This is a genomic window from Kitasatospora sp. NPDC001261, from assembly GCF_042896795.1.
GTDB lineage: Bacteria > Actinomycetota > Actinomycetes > Streptomycetales > Streptomycetaceae > Kitasatospora.
Map to the genome: position 1 here is coordinate 124,758 of NZ_JBIAXP010000026.1, position 19,123 is coordinate 143,880.

The 19,123-nt window shown below is 72.6% G+C and carries 19 protein-coding genes and 1 tRNA gene; 14 read left to right on the top strand and 6 right to left on the bottom strand.

Going from position 1 to position 19,123, the window contains the following annotated elements; translation table 11 throughout:
* Positions 1 to 63: 63 nt before the first annotated feature.
* Positions 64 to 1,572 carry an MFS transporter gene (locus tag ACFY4B_RS30950; protein ID WP_375876733.1) on the bottom strand — a complete coding sequence of 503 codons (1,509 nt, stop codon included), beginning with the start codon at positions 1,570 to 1,572 and terminating at the stop codon, positions 64 to 66.
* 129 nt (positions 1,573 to 1,701) lie between these two features.
* On the opposite strand from ACFY4B_RS30950, the gene ACFY4B_RS30955 reads away from it, so the two are divergent.
* Positions 1,702 to 2,700, top strand: a complete 999-nt coding sequence (locus ACFY4B_RS30955) for a YafY family protein (protein ID WP_117488592.1) — start codon at positions 1,702 to 1,704, stop codon at positions 2,698 to 2,700.
* Positions 2,701 to 2,723: 23 nt separating this feature from the next.
* On the opposite strand, the gene ACFY4B_RS30960 is transcribed toward ACFY4B_RS30955, so the two are convergent.
* Complete coding sequence (locus ACFY4B_RS30960) at positions 2,724 to 3,608, bottom strand: hypothetical protein (RefSeq protein WP_387973522.1); 885 nt, start codon at positions 3,606 to 3,608, stop codon at positions 2,724 to 2,726.
* Positions 3,609 to 3,634: 26 nt separating this feature from the next.
* Positions 3,635 to 4,153 (bottom strand): YbhB/YbcL family Raf kinase inhibitor-like protein, encoded by a 519-nt coding sequence (locus ACFY4B_RS30965; RefSeq protein ID WP_387973525.1) that lies wholly within the window; start codon positions 4,151 to 4,153, stop codon positions 3,635 to 3,637.
* Between the two features lie 99 nt (positions 4,154 to 4,252).
* Between ACFY4B_RS30965 and ACFY4B_RS30970 the strand changes: the two genes are divergently transcribed.
* Together ACFY4B_RS30970 and ACFY4B_RS30975 are read left to right on the top strand one after the other, a co-directional pair.
* Entirely contained in the window at positions 4,253 to 4,912 is a 660-nt protein-coding gene (locus ACFY4B_RS30970) for a rhomboid family intramembrane serine protease (protein ID WP_387973528.1), read from the top strand.
* Positions 4,913 to 5,027: 115 nt separating this feature from the next.
* Positions 5,028 to 6,194 carry a hypothetical protein gene (locus tag ACFY4B_RS30975; RefSeq protein ID WP_380739175.1) on the top strand — a complete coding sequence of 389 codons (1,167 nt, stop codon included), beginning with the start codon at positions 5,028 to 5,030 and terminating at the stop codon, positions 6,192 to 6,194.
* 28 nt (positions 6,195 to 6,222) lie between these two features.
* Here ACFY4B_RS30975 and ACFY4B_RS30980 read toward each other — a convergent pair whose 3' ends face one another.
* Positions 6,223 to 7,803 (bottom strand): helicase HerA-like domain-containing protein, encoded by a 1,581-nt coding sequence (locus tag ACFY4B_RS30980; RefSeq protein ID WP_074001822.1) that lies wholly within the window; start codon positions 7,801 to 7,803, stop codon positions 6,223 to 6,225.
* Positions 7,804 to 7,995: 192 nt separating this feature from the next.
* Between ACFY4B_RS30980 and ACFY4B_RS30985 the strand changes: the two genes are divergently transcribed.
* Together ACFY4B_RS30985 and ACFY4B_RS30990 are read left to right on the top strand one after the other, a co-directional pair.
* Positions 7,996 to 8,292: a type II toxin-antitoxin system VapB family antitoxin gene (locus ACFY4B_RS30985; protein ID WP_030061387.1), complete on the top strand. Its 297-nt coding sequence runs from the start codon at positions 7,996 to 7,998 to the stop codon at positions 8,290 to 8,292.
* 271 nt (positions 8,293 to 8,563) lie between these two features.
* On the top strand, positions 8,564 to 9,247 hold the full coding sequence (locus ACFY4B_RS30990; RefSeq protein ID WP_049650160.1) for a LytR C-terminal domain-containing protein: 684 nt from the start codon (positions 8,564 to 8,566) through the stop codon (positions 9,245 to 9,247).
* A gap of 99 nt (positions 9,248 to 9,346) precedes the next feature.
* Here the strand turns inward: ACFY4B_RS30990 and upp are convergent, their stop codons facing one another.
* The gene (upp, locus tag ACFY4B_RS30995) at positions 9,347 to 9,982 is read right to left on the bottom strand and encodes a uracil phosphoribosyltransferase (RefSeq protein ID WP_049650159.1); all 636 of its coding nucleotides are present in this window, start codon (positions 9,980 to 9,982) and stop codon (positions 9,347 to 9,349) included.
* 195 nt (positions 9,983 to 10,177) lie between these two features.
* Here upp and ACFY4B_RS31000 point away from each other — a divergent pair, with 195 nt between their 5' ends.
* The 8 genes from ACFY4B_RS31000 (at position 10,178) to ACFY4B_RS31035 (ending at position 15,272) form a co-directional block, all read left to right on the top strand.
* Complete coding sequence (locus ACFY4B_RS31000; protein ID WP_049650158.1) at positions 10,178 to 10,381, top strand: hypothetical protein; 204 nt, start codon at positions 10,178 to 10,180, stop codon at positions 10,379 to 10,381.
* A gap of 349 nt (positions 10,382 to 10,730) precedes the next feature.
* Positions 10,731 to 11,288 (top strand): tRNA adenosine deaminase-associated protein, encoded by a 558-nt coding sequence (locus ACFY4B_RS31005; protein ID WP_049650157.1) that lies wholly within the window; start codon positions 10,731 to 10,733, stop codon positions 11,286 to 11,288.
* A 50-nt stretch (positions 11,289 to 11,338) separates the two neighbouring features.
* Positions 11,339 to 11,866, top strand: coding sequence for a tRNA adenosine(34) deaminase TadA (tadA, locus tag ACFY4B_RS31010; protein ID WP_082345357.1), 528 nt, complete (start codon positions 11,339 to 11,341; stop codon positions 11,864 to 11,866).
* A gap of 66 nt (positions 11,867 to 11,932) precedes the next feature.
* Positions 11,933 to 12,019: transfer RNA gene (locus ACFY4B_RS31015), tRNA-Ser, on the top strand.
* A gap of 487 nt (positions 12,020 to 12,506) precedes the next feature.
* Positions 12,507 to 12,671, top strand: a complete 165-nt coding sequence (locus ACFY4B_RS31020) for a hypothetical protein (RefSeq protein ID WP_380636859.1) — start codon at positions 12,507 to 12,509, stop codon at positions 12,669 to 12,671.
* A gap of 94 nt (positions 12,672 to 12,765) precedes the next feature.
* The gene (locus tag ACFY4B_RS31025) at positions 12,766 to 13,059 is read left to right on the top strand and encodes a Dabb family protein (protein WP_375876737.1); all 294 of its coding nucleotides are present in this window, start codon (positions 12,766 to 12,768) and stop codon (positions 13,057 to 13,059) included.
* A 314-nt stretch (positions 13,060 to 13,373) separates the two neighbouring features.
* A complete protein-coding gene (locus ACFY4B_RS31030) occupies positions 13,374 to 14,219 on the top strand; it encodes an RNA polymerase sigma factor SigF (protein WP_375876738.1) in 846 nt (281 codons plus the stop codon).
* A 144-nt stretch (positions 14,220 to 14,363) separates the two neighbouring features.
* Positions 14,364 to 15,272 carry an RNA polymerase sigma factor SigF gene (locus ACFY4B_RS31035; protein ID WP_049650154.1) on the top strand — a complete coding sequence of 303 codons (909 nt, stop codon included), beginning with the start codon at positions 14,364 to 14,366 and terminating at the stop codon, positions 15,270 to 15,272.
* On the opposite strand, the gene ACFY4B_RS31040 is transcribed toward ACFY4B_RS31035, so the two are convergent.
* Positions 15,259 to 16,248: a tyrosine-protein phosphatase gene (locus ACFY4B_RS31040; RefSeq protein ID WP_387973539.1), complete on the bottom strand. Its 990-nt coding sequence runs from the start codon at positions 16,246 to 16,248 to the stop codon at positions 15,259 to 15,261. The two genes, ACFY4B_RS31035 and ACFY4B_RS31040, sit on opposite strands and share 14 nt — an antisense overlap.
* A gap of 354 nt (positions 16,249 to 16,602) precedes the next feature.
* Between ACFY4B_RS31040 and ACFY4B_RS31045 the strand changes: the two genes are divergently transcribed.
* The gene (locus ACFY4B_RS31045) at positions 16,603 to 18,963 is read left to right on the top strand and encodes a hypothetical protein (protein WP_387973542.1); all 2,361 of its coding nucleotides are present in this window, start codon (positions 16,603 to 16,605) and stop codon (positions 18,961 to 18,963) included.
* Positions 18,964 to 19,123 lie beyond the last annotated feature (160 nt).

Sequence of the window (19,123 nt, forward strand, 5' to 3'; positions counted from 1 at the left end):
CCAGAGCGCGACGCGGGCCCCGGCCGCGCAGCGCGACCGGGGCCCGTGAACGGGAGCGCTCCGTCAGGCCACGACGGGCGCCTGCTGCTCCGCGGTGGAACCGTCCGCGGAGCCACCCGCGCCCCCGGAACCAGCGACGGCCCCGAGCGCCTTGCGCCGCCGCGGCAGCGCGAACATCAGCAGGAAGACCGCGAGCAGCACCCCGGCGACCCACCACATCGCGTGCACGAAGGCCCCGCCGAACGCCGTCCCGACCGCCTCCGGCGCGACCACGTCGTCCATCGCCCCGAAGAAGGCCACCGACACCAGGCCGAGCCCGAGCGCGTTGCCCACCTGCTGCACGGTGTTGATCAGCCCGGACGCCGAACCGGCGTGCTCACGCGGCACCTCGGCCAGCACCGCGTCGGTGATCGGCGCGACGATCAGCCCCATCCCGAGGCCCATCACCACCAGCGGCAGCGCCATCTGCCAGGCGGTGATCGTCGTCCCGTACCGGTCCGCCTCCCAGATGTAGACGAGCACGCCCGCCGCCATCACCAGCGCGCCGGTCTGCAGCACCTTCCGCCCGAACCGCGGCACCAGCTTCTGCACCGACAGTCCGGCCGCCGTGGAGACCGCGATCGAGAACGGGATGCCGGTCGCGCCGGCCTTGAGCGGGCTCCAGCCCAGCCCGATCTGCATGTAGAGGGTCCAGACCAGGAAGTAGATGCCGAGTGCCACGCCGAAGGCCAGCTGCACGCAGATCCCGGCCGCGAAGGACTTCACCCGGAACAGCGCCAGCTCCACCAGCGGCGAGCCGTCCCGCCGCGTCTTGACCTTCTCGTACGCCACGAACAGCGCGAACACCGGCAGGCTCCCGGCCATCGACAGGTAGCCCCACAGCGGCCAGCCGGCCTCCCGGCCGTGCGTCAGCGGGTAGATCAGCATCAGCAGGCCGAGGCTGGCCAACGCCACGCCCACCAGGTCCAGCTTCAGCGCCTGGTCGGCCTTGGACTCGTCGATGAAGCGGCGGCCCAGCAGCAGTCCGGCGATGCCGACCGGCAGGTTGATCAGGAAGATCGGCCGCCAGGCCAGGCCGAACAGGTCCCACTCGGTGAGCAGCGCACCGATCATCGGACCGGAGACCGCGCCCAGCCCGACCACCGCGCCGAACAGGCCGAACACCTTGCCGCGCTCCTCCGCCGGGAAGGTCGCGTGGATGATCGACAGCACCTGCGGCACCATCAGCGCGGCCGTGCCGCCCTGGAGCACCCGGGTCGCGATCAGCATCTCCGGGCTGGAGGCCAGCCCGCACAGCGCCGAGGCCAGCGTGAAGCCGCCGATCCCGATCAGGAACACCCGCTTGCGGCCGTGGATGTCACCCAGCCGGCCGCCGGTGATCAGCCCGATCGCGAAGGCCAGCGCGTAGCCCCCGGTGACCCACTGGACGGCGCTGAACGAGGCGCCGGTGTCCTGCTGGATGCTCGGGATGGCGATGTTGACGATGGTCACGTCCACCAGGTCCATGAAGGAGGCGACCATCACGATCGTCAGCGCGATCCACCTCCGGCGCTCCGCTGCCGCGGTGCCCATTCCGTACTCCTCTACCTTTTCCACGTCCACGACAGTAGCGGGCATCTAGGTCAGAATCTGTCCCAGTTGGTCCGCCATTCTGGACGGCACGAGCGACGGCACGAGCGAGCGAAGCATCGAGAGGCGCACATGAGCGACACCCCGGCACGGCTGTTGAACCTCCTCTCGCTGCTCCAGACCCCGCGCGAGTGGCCCGGCAGCGAGCTCGCCGAACGGCTCGGCGTCAGCCCCCGCACCATCCGGCGCGACATCGACCGGCTGCGCGAGCTCGGCTACCCGGTGCGGGCCAGCATGGGCGCGGAGGGCGGCTACCGGCTGGTCGCGGGCACCGCGATGCCCCCGCTGCTGCTGGACGACGAGGAGGCGGTGGCCATCGCGGTCGGGCTCCGCGCGGCGGCCGGGCACGCCGTGGTCGGCATCGAGGAGGCCTCGGTACGGGCGCTCGGCAAGCTGCTCCAGGTGCTGCCGGGCCGGCTGCGGCACCAGGTCGGGACGCTCAACTCCGCGACCGTGCCGCTGCTCGCCGGGGACGGCCCGACCGTCGACCCGGAGGACCTCACCGTGCTCGCCCGCGCCGTCACCGCCCGGGAGCGGCTGCGCTTCGGCTACCGGGCGTACGACGGCGCCGAGACCAGTCGGCAGGTCGAGCCCGAGCGGCTGGTCTCGGTCGGCCGCCGCTGGTACCTGGTCGGCTACGACCTGGACCGCGCGGACTGGCGGCTGTTCCGGGTCGACCGGCTGAGCGGCCCGGCCGCCACCGGCGTCCGCTTCACCCCGCGCCCGCTCCCCGCCGAGGACGCCGCCGCGTACGTGGCGGGCAAGCTGCGCCGCCCGTCACCGAGCGGCACCGTGGTCGCCACCGTGCACGCCCCGGCCGAGCGGGTCCGCGACAGCCTCCGGCCGGGCGACTCCGAGGTCGAGCCGATCGACGGGCACAGCTGCCGGCTCCGCTCCCGTTCCGACTCGCTGGAGTGGACGGCGATGCGGCTGCTGTCGCTGGACTGCCCCTTCGAGGTGCACGAGCCGCCGGCGCTGCGCGAGCACCTGCGCCGGCTGGCCGACCGCGCCCACCACGCGGCCGGCCCGGAGGCTCGGACCCCGGGCCCCGCCCTGGGGGCCGGCACCTGAGGCCGCGACCCGAGGGCCGGAACCTAGGCCTCGACCCGGAACCAGCCGTTGCCGGAGCGGAACCAGAGCACCCCGTCCCGGCCGTGCGCGCGCCCCCGGTCGAGGCCGCCGGGGACGCCGACCCGCTCGCGGCGCACCTCCCGCCAGCCCTTCCGGCTCTCCCGTTCGCACCGGATCAGCTCGCCGCCGGGCTGGAGGAAAACGGCCCGGTCCCCGGCGATCGCGAAGCCCACCGGCTGGCGGGCCGGCAGCCGCATGACGACGGGCTCGCCCCCGTCCGGGTCGATCCCGGTGAGGTGGCTCCTGTCCCCGTACCAGGCCAGCCAGGCCCGCCGTCCCTCGGTGGCGGCGGCGAGGCCCTCCAGCGGCTGGTCGCCCAGCTGCCCGAAGTCCGGCTGCCAGACGATCCGTCCGGCGGTGTCCAGCCCGAGCAGGCCGTACTGGCCGAGCGGGTTGTCCCCGTAGTTGGCCTCGTCCCCGAAGGCGAGCCAGATCCGGCCGTCCCGGTCGGTGGTCAACGCCTGGACGTCGTCGCCGAGTTGCAGCTCCCGGGTCAGCCGGCCGTCCGGCCCGAAGACCTGGCCGTTGCGCTCCCAGCCGTCCGCCGACTCCTCGGCCCTGCCTCCGACCAGCAGCACCCGGCCGCCCGGCAGCAGCGCCAGGAAGTCCGGCGGGACCCCGACCCCGGTGAGCGGCACCCGCCACTCGCCCCGCGGGCCGCGCACCACCACCTCGCCGTCGAACGGCAGCCGGGCGCACGGCCACGAACCGGCCGGTGCCGCGTACCGCTCCGGCACCACCAGGACGGCCAGCTCCCCCTGCGGGCCGACCGTCCAGGTCAGGGCCCGGTGGCCGGCCCGGACGTCCTCCGCGGGCAGCCGCCAGACCTCGACCGGACGGTCGGACACCGGTATCGACATCGATCGGGCCCCGCTCAGACCCCGTACTCGGCGGTCAGCAGTGCCCGGCCCAGGGTGTGGAAGGTGAGGTTGAAGCCCACCTGGGCCGGCGGGGTGTCGGCGGCGACGTCCAGCTTCTCCACGTCCAGCGCGTGCACCGCGAAGACGTAGCGGTGCGGGGCGCCGGGCGGCGGGGCGGCGCCGTCGTACCGGTTGCCCGGGAAGTCGTTGCGGCCGTGGAAGGAGGCCTCGCCGGGCAGGTCGGCGTCCGAGGAGCCGGCGCCGCGCGGCAGGCCGGCGGTGTCGGCGGGCAGGTTCAGCGCGAGCCAGTGCCACCAGCCGGAGCCGGTCGGCGCGTCCGGGTCGTAGCAGGTGACCGCGATGCTCCGGGTGCCCTCCGGCAGGCCCGACCAGGCCAGCTGCGGCGAGAGGTTGCCGTCGGCGTGGACGAACTCCGGGCCCAGCGTGCCGCCTTCGGTGATGTCCTCGCTGCTCAGCGGGAAGGACGGCACCTGCGGAAGGAACTCGTACGGCAGCGGCGCGCGCTTGCTCATGGGCTGGTCACCTCTCACGGTCGGAATGACACAGGTCACTCTAAACGGCTCGCCGTAATCGGGTGCGTGTGCGATCCCGCCGCCCCTAGAGTCGACGGCATGGCCTCCAGAATGACCCGTCTGCTCTCCGACTCGCGCGACGCGCTGTTCACCATGCTCGGCCTCCAGGCCGTCATCTGGTCCGTCCAGGTGCTCAACTGGCTGGACGACTACGGGCTGTCGCAGGAGTTCGGCCTGCGCTCGGAGCGGATCGGCGACCTGCCGGAGATCTTCACCTCGCCGTTCCTGCACTTCGGTTGGGACCACATCGCGGCCAATGCCTGGCCGCTGTTCCTGCTCGGCTTCCTGTCCGCCTACCGGGGCATGAAGAAGTTCCTGCTGGCCAGCCTGATGATCACGATGTCCGACGGGCTGCTGGTCTGGCTGCTGGAGAGCCCGAACACCGTGACGGCCGGGGCGAGCGGCCTGGTCTACGGCTACCTCGGCTACGTGGTGCTGCGCGGCGTGCTGGACCGCAACGTGCTGGACGCGGCGGTCGGCATCGTCATCGCGGCGGTCTACTCGACCATCCTGATCGGCGTGCTGCCGGTCACCCCGGGCGTCAGCTGGCTGGGCCACCTGGGCGGACTGATCGGCGGGCTGGCCGCCGCCTTCCTGCTCCGCCGCCGGCCGGCCGAGCAGCGGGCCCCGAAGCCCGCCGCCGCCCCGGACAGCCCCGGATCCGCCCTGCTCAAGCAGCTGGACGACCTGGGCCTGTAGCCCCCGGCCCGGCGGCCGTCGGCCCGGTAGCCCACCCGGGCCATCAGGTATAGACCAATCCCACCCCTGCGGCTAGCGTGGACGGCTCACCCTCCCCCAGCTCCGGAGCCGCACCGTGGAGTCGTCCGTCCTCGCCTTCGCCACCGACCTGCTCGACGAGGGCGCCGACACCTTCTTCGGCAACCTCACCGACCGCGCCGGGGTCGGCGGCGTCACCCTCGCCTCCGTCTACCACGAGGCCCGCGACGTCTTCCCGCACAACCCCCGCCGGGTGGTCCGCTACCTGGAGCCGGGCGCGGCGTACTTCCGCCCCGACCCGGCCGCCTGGCGGGGCCGCCGGCTGGCCCCGGCGCCGTCCACCGCGATCGGCGACCGCGACCCCTTCGCCGAGGCCGGCGAGGAGGCCCGCCGCCGCGGCCTGAAGCTGCACGCCTGGACGGTCTTCTGCCACAACGACCGGCTCGGCTTCGCCCACCCCGACTGCGCCCCGGCCAACGCCTTCGGCGACCGCCACCTCACCGAGCTCTGCCCGGCGAACCCGGAGGTCCGGGAGTACGCGCTGACCCTGGTGGCCGAACTGGCCCGGTACGGCGTGGACGCGGTCCGCGCCGAGTCCCTGCACTTCCACGGGCTGCGCCACGGCTACCACCACGAGCGCTACTTCGAGGAGCTGGGCCCGACCGCCGAGGCCCTGCTCGGGGTCTGCTTCTGCCCGCACTGCCGCGCCGCCGCCACCGCCGCCGGGGTCCCGGCCGAGGAGGTGGCCGAGGCGGTCCGCGCCGAGCTGCGCCACCGGCTGGCCGACGAGTCCGCCGCCGCCCGGCCCGCCGACCTCAGCGCCCTCGCCGACGGCGCCTTCGCCGCCTACGTGGACGCCTCCGCCGCCACCGTCACCGCGCTGGCCGCCGACCTCTCCGAGCAGGCCCGCCGGCACGGCATGCGACTGAGCTTCATGGACGGCGGCGGCCCGGGCACCGGCTGGCTGGCCGGCATCGACCTGCCCGCCCTCGCCGGAGCCGCCGACCAGATCGAGACCCTCGGCTACGCGAAGACCCCGGAGGCCGTCCGGGAGAAGCTCGCCGCCTTCGCCCTGCACGGCGTCCACCCGAAGTCCATGGCGGTGATCCTGCGCCCGATGTCCTCCGACTGCGACGGCCCGGAGAACCTCGCCGCCAAGATCGCCACCCTCCGCGAACTCGGCGTCCCCGAGGTCGAGTTCTACCACTACGGCCTGATGCGGCTGTCCTCCCTGGACCGGATCGGCGCCGCGCTCTCCGCCTGAGGCCGGCCGCCGCCCGCCCCGGAACCGGTCACCGCCGCCGCTTGGACGTCCCGAACAGGCTGCGCGAGATCTCCTGCCCGAGCTGCTTCCCGGCCGAGCGCGCGAAGGACTTGACGCTCGGGTTGTTCAGCAGCGACCCGAGCAGCCCGCCCACGCCCGCCTGCTCCCGCGCCTTCCCCTCCCGCTCCTCCCGCCGCGCCGCCGGCTCGGGAGGAGCCGAGGCGGGAGGCCCGGCCGGCGCCGCCTCCGGCCGGGGGGCGCGCGCCGCCAGCTTCTCGTACGCCGACTCCCGGTCGATCGCGTCCCGGTAGCGCGCCGTCAGCGGCGAGGCGTCCACCACCGCCCGCAGGTCCGCCGCCTCGATCGGCCCCATCAGCGACTGCGGCGCCCGCAGCCTGGTCGCCGCGACCGGGGTCGGCGCGCCCTTCTCGGAGAGGACGGTGACCACGGCCTCGCCGGTGCCCAGCGAGGTCAGCACCGCGCCGAGGTCGTACGAGGACCGCGGGAAGGTCGAGACGGTGGCCTTCAGCGCCTTGGCGTCGTCGGGGGTGAAGGCGCGCAGCGCGTGCTGCACCCGGTTGCCCAACTGCGCCAGCACGTCGGACGGGACGTCCCGCGGCGTCTGGGTCACGAAGAAGATGCCGACGCCCTTGGAGCGGATCAGCCGCACGGTCTGGGTGATCGCCTCCAGGAAGGCCTTGGAGGCGCCCTTGAACAGCAGGTGCGCCTCGTCGAAGAAGAACACCAGCTTGGGCTTGTCCGGATCGCCCACCTCGGGCAGCTCCTGGTAGAGGTCGGCGAGCAGCCACATCAGGAAGGTGGAGAACAGCCGCGGCCGGTCCTGTACGGCGGGCAGTTCCAGCACCGAGACCACGCCCCGGCCGTCCGGGGCCGTCCGCAGCAGTTCGGCGGTGTCGAACTCGGGCTCGCCGAAGAACGCCCCGGCGCCCTCGTTCTCCAGCACGGTGAGCGCCCGCAGGATCACCCCGGCGGTGGCCGCCGAGAGCCCGCCGATGGTCCGCAGCTCCTCCTTGCCCTCGGGCGAGGCGAGGAAGGCGATCACCGCGGTGAGGTCCTTGAGGTCGTAGAGCTCCAGGCCCTTGGCGTCGGCGTAGTGGAACACCAGGGTGAGCGAGGACTCCTGGGTCTCGTTCAGGTCGAGCACCTTGGCCAGCAGCAGCGGCCCGAAGCTGGTGACGGTGGCCCGGATCGGGATGCCCGCGCCCTGCCCGCCGAGCGCGTAGAACTCGGCGGGGCAGCCGCGCGGCTCCCACTGCTGCCCGACCTCGGCGGCCCGGGCACCGGTCCGCTCGCTCGGCGTCCCGGGCGCGGCGACACCGGAGACGTCCCCCTTGATGTCGGCCAGGAACACCGGCACGCCCTGCGCGGAGAGCTGTTCGGCGATCAGCTGGAGGGTCTTGGTCTTGCCGGTGCCGGTGGCCCCGGCGACCAGCCCGTGCCGGTTGAGCACGCCCAGCGGGATGCGCACCTGGGCGTCCGGGTACGCGGTGCCGTCCAGCAGCACCGCGCCGAGGTCGAGGGCAGGGCCGGTGAAGGCGTACCCGGCGGCGATCTCCCGGACGGCCTGCGGGGTGAGGTCGGAGTCCATCGGTGAACACTCCTGAGCGGATCGGAACGCTTCGGAACGCTTCGGCATCGGCACGGAACCCGATCGGCACCGGGCGATGTTCGCGACATTTCCCATCAAACAGCGGCATTCGTCCATGCGCAGTTCACACCGGCGCGCGTGGCGGAGCCTCGGCTGCTGCGCCATCCGCCGTCCGAACGGTAGGCTTTCCGTGTGATCTTCAAGCGCATCGGCAATGGGCGGCCGTACCCGGATCACGGCCGGACGAGCACCCGCCAGTGGGCTGACGTCGCCCCGCGCCCGGTGCGACTCGACCAGCTGGTGACCACCAAGGGCCAACTCGACCTCGAAACCCTCCTGGCCGAGGACTCGACGTTCTACGGGGACCTCTTCGCCCACGTGGTGAAGTGGCACGGCGACCTCTACCTGGAGGACGGCCTGCACCGGGCCGTCCGGGCGGCGTTGCAGCAGCGCCAGGTGCTGCACGCCCGCGTCCTCGAAATGGAGTGACGGACCCCCGACCGGGCCGTCGGACCCCCACGGGCTTTCCGGACCGCCCCCTCGCCACCCGGCGGAGGGCGGTCCGCGCGTACCCCGGTACCCCCTTTCGGGTACCGGGGTACGCCAGATGATGATCGTTTAGTACCTTCGAGGCTGTCCGGCACTACGCTGCTGACTACGGCCGCGACCAGGGGATTCCGCCCGCACCGGGGGAAGCCCCCACCCGGCCGATCCGTCATCCCGACCCCGCCCTGGTACGAGGGGGAGACAAACCGTGAGCATGTTGACTCCCCAAGGCCTCAAGGGGAAGCAGTACCGCGTCACCGGCAACACCTACCCGCGCCTGGGCCGGCCTCCGAAGAAGAGCCGCAAGGTGATCGCCGCACTCGCCGGCCTGCTCGCCCTGGCCCTGGTCGCGCTCGGCGGCGTGCAGCTGTACGACATCTTCACCGGCAGGAACAAGAACGCCTCGGCCCAGGCCTGCGCGGACCCGTCCGGCAAGCCGCTGGCCGCCCCGACGCCGGGGGCCGCCCCGGGCACCCCCGCCGCCTCCGGTGCGCCCGCCGCCGCGCAGGGCGACCCGCACGCCGTCCCGCAGGCCTCCGCCGTCACCGTGAACGTCTACAACGCCACCACCAAGGCCGGGCTGGCCGGCCGGACGGCCGAGGAGTTCAAGAAGCGCGGCTTCGTCATCGGCAAGGTCGGCAACGCCCCGGCCGAGCTGGACAAGAAGGTGCCCGGCACCGCCCAGGTGATCGCCGGTCCGGCCGGCGCCGGCGCGGGCACCCTGGTCGGCTCGCAGATCGCCGGGGCCGCCGTCACCGCCGACGCCCGCACCGACACCACCGTGGACTTCGTGATCGGCGACAGCTACAACGCCCTGCTGGACGAGACCCAGGCGGCCGCCGCCCTCGCGCTGGCCACCAAGCCCTCCCCCGCTCCGACCGCCACCGGCAGCTGCTGAGGCGGCACCGGCCGGACGCGCGGCACCACCGAACACCGAGAGCCCCCGGCAGACGCAGTGCCAGGGGCTCTCGGTGTTCGGTGGTTCGGGTGGGGAGGCTCAGCCGGCCGTGCCGTACAGCCGGTCGCCCGCGTCGCCGAGGCCCGGGACGATGTAGCCGTTCTCGTTGAGCCGCTCGTCCACGGCGGCGGTGACGACGGTGACCGGCAGGCCTGCCAGCTCCCGCTCCATCACCTCGACGCCCTCGGGGGCGGCCAGCAGCACCACGGCGGTGACGTCGGTGGCGCCGCGCTCGATCAGCATCCTGATCGCGGCGACCAGGGTGCCGCCGGTGGCCAGCATCGGGTCGAGCACGTAGACCTGGCGGCCGGAGAGGTCGTCCGGCATCCGGGTGGCGTAGGTGGAGGCCTCCAGGGTCTCCTCGTTGCGGACCATGCCGAGGAAACCCACCTCGGCGGTCGGCAGCAGCCGGGTCATCCCGTCCAGCATGCCGAGGCCGGCCCGCAGGATCGGGACCACCAGCGGGCGCGGGTAGCTGAGGCGGGTACCCAGCGTGACCGCCACGGGGGTGGTGATCTCCACCTCGTCGGTGCGGACGTCCCGGGTGGCCTCGTAGGCGAGGAGGGTCACCAGCTCGTCGGTCAGGCGACGGAAGGTCGGCGAGTCGGTGCGCTCGTCGCGCAGGGTGGAGAGCTTGTGGGCGACCAGGGGGTGGTCAACAACGTGGAGACGCATGTATCGAGGTTAGCCCGGTCCTGGACGGGTGTACGACTCGCCGTGCCCACCGGGGCGCCGGTCCGGGTGACGCTCCCGTGACTCGCCGTGACCCGGCGCGGTCGTCCGGACGGAAGTGCCTCCTGTGGTATCAACCGGGCCGTTCTGGGAATGTCACCTCTTATGACGAGCAACCCGAACCCTGGGGACGGCTCGATGGACGAGCCCGTCGACGGGGTGGGCCGGAGCCCGGGCCCGCCGTACGACCACCCCGAGACGGAAGCGGAGCGCCGCAAGCGGCGGGCCGTCTTCCTGCGCGAGCTCACCGAGGCGCGCGAGCTGCGGGAGCGGGTCCAGCCGCGGCGGACCAAGGAGCGGCGGATGCGCGAGGCGATGCGGATGCGGACCTTCCGGATCTGACCGGGCCCGGAACCGCCCCCGGAACCGCCTCGGGAGGCACCCCCGGACCACCCTGATGCCACCCTGGCGCCCGTCCGGCGCGACACCCGGACGGCCCCGGGAAGGGACCCGAACGGCCCCGCCGGGCGTTCGGAGCAAATTTCGACCGGCCTCGGACCGCCCCGGCCCGGCTTCGCCGTCCGCCACCCGGTCCTTCCGACACGACCTGCAAAGACGCGCTGCAGAACACCCCCCGCAAGGGCGGGCTTTCTGTCACGATTCCGATGGGACGGTCCGAACAAGCGGACCGCCTCTGGCGCGGGGGCGGCCAGATTTCCGCGTTGCCCGTGCGCGCCGACAGCCGAGACCGATGATCTTGGGAGTGTCCCTGGTGGCGTACTTCGCTGCAGTGCTTGCTCGCACCGAGGACGGGTGGGATGTGAGCGAGACGGAGCTCGACGACGTCGAAACCCTCGCCGATCTGGCCGACCTGGCCCGCGGATCCGCCCAGGACGACGACAGCGTCCTGATCTTCATCGAACAGGAGGACGCCTGGTTCGCCGTCGTCCGCGTGGACGGCGAGGAGGACCCGCGGATCTTCGTGTCGGACGGCGCCGCGGCCGCCCGCAGCTCCTACGGCTCCGTCCTCACCGACGAGTTGGTCGACCAGGCCGGCGAGAGCGAGTTCGGCGACCTGGACCACCTGCTGGACGAGGCCGAGGAGGCCGAGGAGCAGGACGAGGAGGACGCCGACGCCCGCGGCGGCGTCCCGGTCGGCCCGCTCGGCGACGCCCACCTGCTCACCGAGTTCGGCCTCGCCGCCGACGAGCTGCTGGCGCTCAGCGGCGAGGGCGCGGTCCCGGGCGACGCCCTGGAGGAGATCGCCGAGGCCCTGGGCTGCGGCGAGGTCCTGGAGGCCGTCCGGTAGCGGCGTCGGCCATGCCGGTGTCCACCACCGGATACCCGACACTGGATGCCATGCAGCCCGCATCCACTCCGCTGACCGTCCCGCACGTCCCCCCGCTGCCCGCCCCCGTCCGCCCCGACCCGGTCCGCGACCGCTGGGCGGCGCCGATGCGCCTCGCCATGGCCGAGGCCGCGCTGGCGCCGGCCACCGGGGACGTACCGGTCGGGGCGCTCGTCCTGGACCCGGACGGCGAGGTGATCGGACGCGGCCACAACGAGCGCGAGGCGGTCGGCGACCCGACCGCGCACGCCGAGGTGGTCGCGGTCCGGCAGGCCGCGGAGAAGACCGGGGAGTGGCGGCTGAGCGGCTGCACGCTGGTCGTCACGCTGGAGCCGTGCACCATGTGCGCCGGCGCCATCGTGCTCTCCCGGATCGACCGGGTGGTCTACGGCGCCCTCGACGAGAAGGCCGGCGCGGCCGGCTCGCTCTTCGACGTGATGCGCGACCGCCGGCTCAACCACCGGCCCGAGGTGATCCCGGGCGTCCTCGCCGACGAGTGCGGCGCGCAGCTGCGCGCCTTCTTCGACACCCACCGCTGAGGGCCGCCGGGCACCGCGGTGATACGGATTTCGTGACTGCGCCACCCCTCCGGTAGAGTTCCTCTCGGTAGCGTGTCCGAGCGGCCAAAGGAGCACGCCTCGAAAGCGTGTGTGGGGGCAACTCCACCGTGGGTTCGAATCCCACCGCTACCGCTCGAGAGCCCGAGGGCCCGTCCGATCCGGACGGGCCCTCGGCGTTTGTATGCCCACGTCGCGGGAGCCGCAGGGCACCGCCGGAACGGCCCCGGACATGGGAACGGCTCCGTACCCCGGGCCGATGACCACCGGTGCCCGGTCCGTACGGAGCCTGGAGGGGGAGCGGTTCGGGGGGACTGACCGCTCCCCCGGCGGAGTCCCACAACCGGCGCCGCGTCGGGGGGAAGCCGCGGCGACCGGTCCCACAGCGGGGAGCTCCGGATCCATGCACCGGGGATTCCTGCCAGATCCTCGGTACGTCTTCCATCCTGCCGCCCGGCCCGCGAGCGGGCATCCGGAGAAAGGCCCCACTCGCGGGGACCTTCGTCCCGCCGGCCGAACGCGTCGCACACTTGATAGCCCGTCCGGGTGGATAAGCTGCCCCCTGCAGGCCGCTCGGGGACCGGATGACGGCGGCCCACAGCTGGGAGGAAGAGGTCACCCGATGGCGCAGGCGAAGAGGATCGGCATGGCCCTCCTGCTCATCTTCGTGCTCTACTCGATCATCACCTCACCCTCCCGGTCCGCCGAGCTGGTCCAGCTCGGCTTCGAGGGGATCTCGAACGCGGCCAAGGCCGTCGGCACCTTCATGACCGGTCTGATCAAGTGACGGACGGCCCGCACCCATTCGGGTAGCGGTCGGCCCCCGGGCACCGGCTACGGTGAGCGGGACCCTCTGTCCCCGTCCGCGAGGAGCGGCAATCGTGATCCGCCACCTGGTCCTGTTCAAGCTCAACGAAGGCGTCAGCAAGGACGAAGAGCGCGTGCTCGCCGGCGCCAAGGCCTTCGACGCGCTCGGCTCGGTGATCCCCGAGCTGCGCGAGTGGGAGTGCGGCTGGAACACCACCGAGCGCGACATCGCGTACGACTACGCGATCAACAGCCTGGTCGAGGACCGCGACGCCCTCCAGGCCTACCTGACCCACCCGGACCACCAGGCCGCGGCCGGCCTCTGGCGCGAGTTCGCCACCTGGGTGATCGCCGACATCGAGGTCTGAGCACCCGTCCGGCCCCACCCGTCCGACCCGGACCACCCGAAGCCCGACCCCGGCGCTTCCCCCGGACGGACCGCGGCGCCCCGTCCGGCTTCCGGGCGGGGCGCCTTGCTCCGTCCCGGAACGATCCCCGCGGCGGTTCGCCGGCCGGCCCGGGAAAGGTTGAACGGCCCACCAACACACCTCCATCGGGTGCTTGCCCGACCTGTGCCCACCTTGTGATGCTATGACCGGTTTTGCCGGACATGGCGAGGTCGTGAACCCGCCGTGGCACCCGCTCCGCAGGGCCCGCCGTTGACGACTTTGGGAGGGGTGAGGTGTCCGTGGACGAAGTGCTGGCTGCGATCACCAGCCCGGCCGGCGAGCTCCGACCGGACCGGCTGCGCGGCCCCGGCGGCCGCCCCGCCGTGGACGTCCGGACGCTGACCCGGGTGCTGTTCGAACGGCTCGCCGAGCTGCCCCCGGACGCCCCCGAGCGGGAGCGGGTCCGGGCCGCCCTGATCGAGGTGAACATCCCGCTGGTCCGCTACGCCGCCACCCGCTTCCGCAGCCGCAGCGAGCCGATGGAGGACGTCGTCCAGGTCGGCACCATCGGCCTGATCAACGCGATCGACCGCTTCGACCCCGGCCGCGGCGTCCAGTTCCCCACCTACGCGCTGCCGACCATCCTGGGCGAGATCAAGCGCTACTTCCGGGACAACGTCCGCACCATGCACGTCCCGCGCCGGCTCCAGGAGCTGTGGGTCCAGGTCAGCGGCGCGATGGAGGAGCTGACGGTGCTGCACGGCCGGGTGCCCAAGGTGCCCGAGATCGCCGCCAGCCTGCGGATCCCCGAGGAGGACGTGCGGGCCTGCCTGGACGCCGGGCGGGCGTACAACGCGGCGTCCCTGGAGGCCGCGCAGGAGCACGAGGGCGGGCTCGCCCTGCTCGACCGGCTCGGCTACGAGGACTCCGCGCTGGCCGAGGTCGAGCACCGGGACATGGTCCGCCACCTGCTGGTCCAGCTCCCCGAGCGGGAGCGGCGGATCGTGATGCTGCGGTTCTTCGCCAACCTGACCCAGTCCCAGATCAGCACCGAGCTGGGGATGTCCCAGATGCACGTGTCCCGGCTGCTCTCCCGGATCCTGACCAGGCTTCGGACCGGCAACTCCTGGGAAGAGTGAGATTGCAGCGAGTTACCCCGGCGTGACATCTTGCGACGTTCGGGTTTGCCGTGGACCGTGTTCCGGTATGCAGGGGGAAGGCCCTCGCCGGGAACCACCGCGCGACGGCCCCCGTTCAACTGACAGTCACAAGGGGGTGGGTGCATGTCCGGAGAGCTGGGCACTGCGGAGATCCACGCTGGCGGCCAGGCCAACGGCACGGCCGTCGTCGAGGACCTGGTCCCGCGGCAGCGGGTCGAACCGGCCCGGCCGCCCGGCCCCGACACGGGACCGGAGACGCCGCCCGGCTCGGTGCTGGACACCCGGACGCTCTCCCGCTCGCTGTTCCTGCGGCTGGCCGCGCTGGACCCGGGCAGCGCCGAGCACACCTACGTCCGCGACACCCTGATCGAGCTCAACCTGCCGCTGGTCCGGTACGCCTCTGCGCGTTTCCGCAGCCGCAACGAGCCGATGGAGGACATCGTCCAGGTCGGCACGATCGGCCTGATCAAGGCGATCGACCGGTTCGACCCGGAGCGCGGGGTGGAGTTCCCCACCTTCGCGATGCCCACCGTGGTCGGCGAGATCAAGCGCTTCTTCCGGGACACCAGCTGGTCGGTCCGCGTTCCGCGCCGGCTCCAGGAGCTGCGGCTGGCGCTCACCAAGGCCGGCGACGAGCTCTCCCAGCGGCTGGACCGCTCCCCCACCGTCGCCGAGCTGGCGGCCTGCCTGGGGGTCAGCGAGGAGGACGTGGTCGAGGGCCTCGCGGTCGGCAACGCGTACACCGCCAGCTCGCTCGACTCCAGCACCGGCGAGGAGGACAGCGACGGCCCGCTGGCCGACCGGCTCGGCTACGAGGACCTCGCGCTGGAGGGCGTCGAGTACCGGGAGTCGCTCAAGCCGCTGCTGGCCAAGCTGCCGCCGCGCGAGCGCCGGATCATCATGCTGCGGTTCTTCGGCAACCTCACCCAGTCGCAGATCGGCGAGGAGATCGGGATCTCCCAGATGCACGTCTCGCGGCTGCTCACCCGGACGCTCACCCAGCTGCGCGAGGGGCTGATCAACGAGGGCTGAGCCGACCACCGGGAGCCGGGCCGCCCCGCTCGGCTCCCGGGTCGTCCAGCAGGTTGGCGCGCAGCCCGGCCAGCACCTCCCCGTCCAGTCCGAGTCCGTCCCGCCAGTAGGCGTCGAAGCCGCCCCAGCCAGCCACGACCTCGGCGAAGGCCGCGTCCAGGTAGCCGCCGTCGGCGCGGAAGACCGGCAGGAGCAGCTCGGGCTCGCGCATCAGGCCGCGGGCCCCGAAGTCGTCCAGCACCCGCCGTACGACCGGGGCGGAGCGCTCGTTGGTGAGCAGGTAGTCGGCCAGGACGGTCTCCCGGTCCACCCCCAGGGCGGTCAGCAGGAGGGCCGCGGCCCAGCCGGTGCGGTCCTTGCCCGCCGAGCAGTGGAACAGCAGCGGCGGCCCCTGAGGGTCCGCCAGCAGCCGTAGCAGGGCGGCGAATCGCTCGCGCGCCACCCGGTCCGTGACGAACCACCGGTAGAGGCCGGCCATCCGGGCGGCCGCCCGGCCGTCGCCGAGCAGCGCCCGCTGGCGCTCCGGGTCGTGGTCCGCCAGCGCGTCGCGGACCAGCAGGACGATGTCGAAGTCAGGTGCCAGCAGCGGGAGATGGTGGAGCGTCACACCGCCGGGCAGGTGGTCCAGACCGGTCTCGCGGACTTCGGCCATGCTCCGCAGGTCCACCACGCTGCGCAGGCCGAGCGCGCCGAGCGGGCCGAGGTCCTCGGCGGTGACACGGTTCAGGCCATCGCTGCGCAGTGCCACCCCGGGCCGGAGAATCCGCCCGTCAGCCGTCCGGTACCCGCCCAGATCACGGGCATTCAGCGCACCGCGCAAACCGAGACTGCGTCCGACCAGCGGCGTTCCGCCCGCCTCCGGTGACGCATTCCGTACGCTCGGGAATCCCCCGGACTCGGTATGCTGATCGACCATGTGAGCACCTCCATTGCATATTCGGACTGTCACATGGCACAGCCGTGCCCGATATTGCATGAACCTGCCCAACTGGGCGGCGAGATGTGCAAGAGTGTCATGCGCAACGACGACAGTGTAGGTGTCCCGCCCGCCCCACTGGGCCGCACCGTCGGTAACCACGTGTAGCAGTCAGCTTCCGGTTTTTCATTTTCAATTCACTATTTGCGCCGCCGGTCCGGTTCCGGTCACAATCAGCGCCTTCATGGCTTCGCCATGAACGTTGGTAACAGGTTCGCTGCACTCTCGCCCAATTGGTCCCTCGCACCACCGTCCCTCGACCAGGATGGGCCCGGGCAGCCTGCTGCCCGCGAACAGCTACACGGGCAGGCGAGCGCCGAGCAGCGTGACGCCTGCACCAAGGGGAGGATCACCATGGGTCGAGCGACCCGAAGAGTCGCCGCGTGCGCGGCGGCAGTCCTGCTGGCCAGCGGCTTGCAGACCACCCTGGCCCACGCCGACGCGGCGCCGCCCAGGATCGACCTCACCGTCCTGGTCGTCGACGACGGCGGCCCGTCCGTCGCTGCCATCACCGCCGAGTTGAAGAGCCAGGGCACGCCCTACAAGGTCATCAGCCTCAATGACCCCAACCGCCCCGTCATCAACTCCGCTTTCCTGAGCGACACGCTGAACGGCCAGCCCCGCGGGAAGTTCCAGGGCATCGTGCTGCCCAACGAAAACCCCTTCCCCAACAGTGCCACCGAGATGACGGCGATCGCGACCTACGAAGCCGCATTCAACGTCCGCCAGATCGACGCGTACACGTGGGCCAACCCGGCGGTGGGGCTGAACTACGCCCAGAATCCCGGATTCGTGGGCACTCTCGACGGATTCCAGGGCGCCACCACCGCGGCCGGAACTTCGGGCCCGTTCGGGTACCTCAAGGGCAGCGTCCCGTTCGAGGACAACGACCCGAACGTCGGCGAGAGCTACGGCTACCTGGCCACTCCGCTCGCCAGCCTGCCGGCCGGCGCCTCGTTCGTCCCGCTGGTCGACGCGCCGATACCCAACACGGCCAGCCGCGGTTCGCTGGTCGGCGAGTACACCCACGACGGCCGCAAGGAACTGGTCGTCACGTTCGTCTACAACCAGTACCAGCAGCAGTACCGGCTGCTGGCCCGCGGCATGGTCGACTGGCTCACCCAGGGCGTCCACCTCGGCTACGACCGCAACTACTTCGCCACCCACGTGGACGACGTCTTCCTGGCCGACGACCGCTGGGACACCGTGCTCAAGTGCACCCCCGGCGACGTCACCTGCCCGCCCGGCACCCCGGACACCGCCAACCCGATCCGGATGACCGTCGACGACGCCAACCACCTCAAGCAGTGGCAGGCCGCCAACAACTTCACCCTGGACATGGTGTTCAACGGCGGCGGCAGCGAGGACTGGAAGGCCGACCACCAGACCACGGTGGACCCCACGGCGAACCAGATGATCGCCGACCAGAGCAACTACCGGTGGGTCAACCACACCTACACCCACCCGTACCTTGGCTGCGAGCAGAACGTCACCGTGGTGCCGTGGGTCTGCGCCAAGAACGCCGCGGGCGCCACCGTCTGGGTCGACCAGAACACCATCTCCTCCCAGATCAAGAACAACGCCGACTGGGCCACCGCGAACGGCCTGGGCTTCGACCCGCAGTCCCTGGTCACCGGCGAGCACTCCGGCCTGCTGACCGCCCCGCAGGAGACCAGCGACAACCCGAACCTGGCGCCGGCGCTGGCCGCCAACGGCATCAAGTTCACCGCCAGTGACGCCTCCCGCGAGACCGGCCAGCGGCCCGTCGGCTCCGCCCTGACCGTGCCGCGGTACCCGATGAACGTCTTCTACAACGCCGGTACGGCGAAGGAGGAGGCCGACGAGTACAACTGGATCTACACCAGCAAGGCCAACGGCGGCAGCGGCGTCTGCGAGAACAACGCCAACTCCACCTGCCTGCCCCAGCCGCTGGACACCACCACCGGCTACCAGTCGTACATCGTGCCGCTGGAGGCCCGGATCGACCTCGGCCACGTGCTGAGCAACGACCCGCGGCCGCACTTCGTGCACCAGTCGAACCTGTCCGAGGACCGCATCCTGTACCCGGTGCTGGAGAAGATCCTCGGCACCTACCGCTCGCTGCACGCGGACAGCGCCCCGATCGTGAACCTGAGCCAGCGCGAGATCGGCCAGGAGTTCCAGCGCCGCGCGGCCTGGAACACCGCCCTCGCCTCCGGCCAGGTCACCGCCTACCGGGTCGGCGGCACCGTCACCGTCAACGCGCCGTCCGGCGTTCAGGTCCAGGCCACCATGCCGACCGGAACCGCTCAGAAGCTGGCCATCGGAACGGGCGGGTTCGGTTCGTCCTACGCCGGTACCCTCTCGGGTTGGGTGGCCCCGGGCGCGCTGCAGAGCAGCGTCACCCTGCAGCTGCCGTCCGCGCCGGCCGCCCCGGCCCCCGTCGCGCCGGGCGTCGCGGCCAAGTCCGTCCCGGCCCCGGCGCCGGCGGACAAGAAGGTCGTGCCGCAGGGTGTCGCCACCCCGGTCCCGGTGGGGCCGAGCGACACCACCCGCAAGCCCGCTCCGTCCCTGGTCCCGGGTAGCGGAACCCCGGTGCCCGGCAAGGATGTCCTCGCTGGCACCATCGGTCAGGGCGGCAACGGCCACGACGACAAGGCTGCGACGAAGAACGGCAAGGCCTCTGGGGGGACGGCCACGCCGAGCAGCACCACCGGACGCTCCGGCAACCGGTAACCGGTAACCAGCACCACCCGCCACCGGCGGGGGGGGGGGGGGGGGGCCCCCCCCCCCCCCCCCCCCCCCCCGGGGGCGGGGGCGCCCCCCCCGCCCGCCCCCCCACCCCCGGGGGGGCGGGCAGGGGGGGCCCCCACCGCCCCCCCGGGGGGGTGACCCC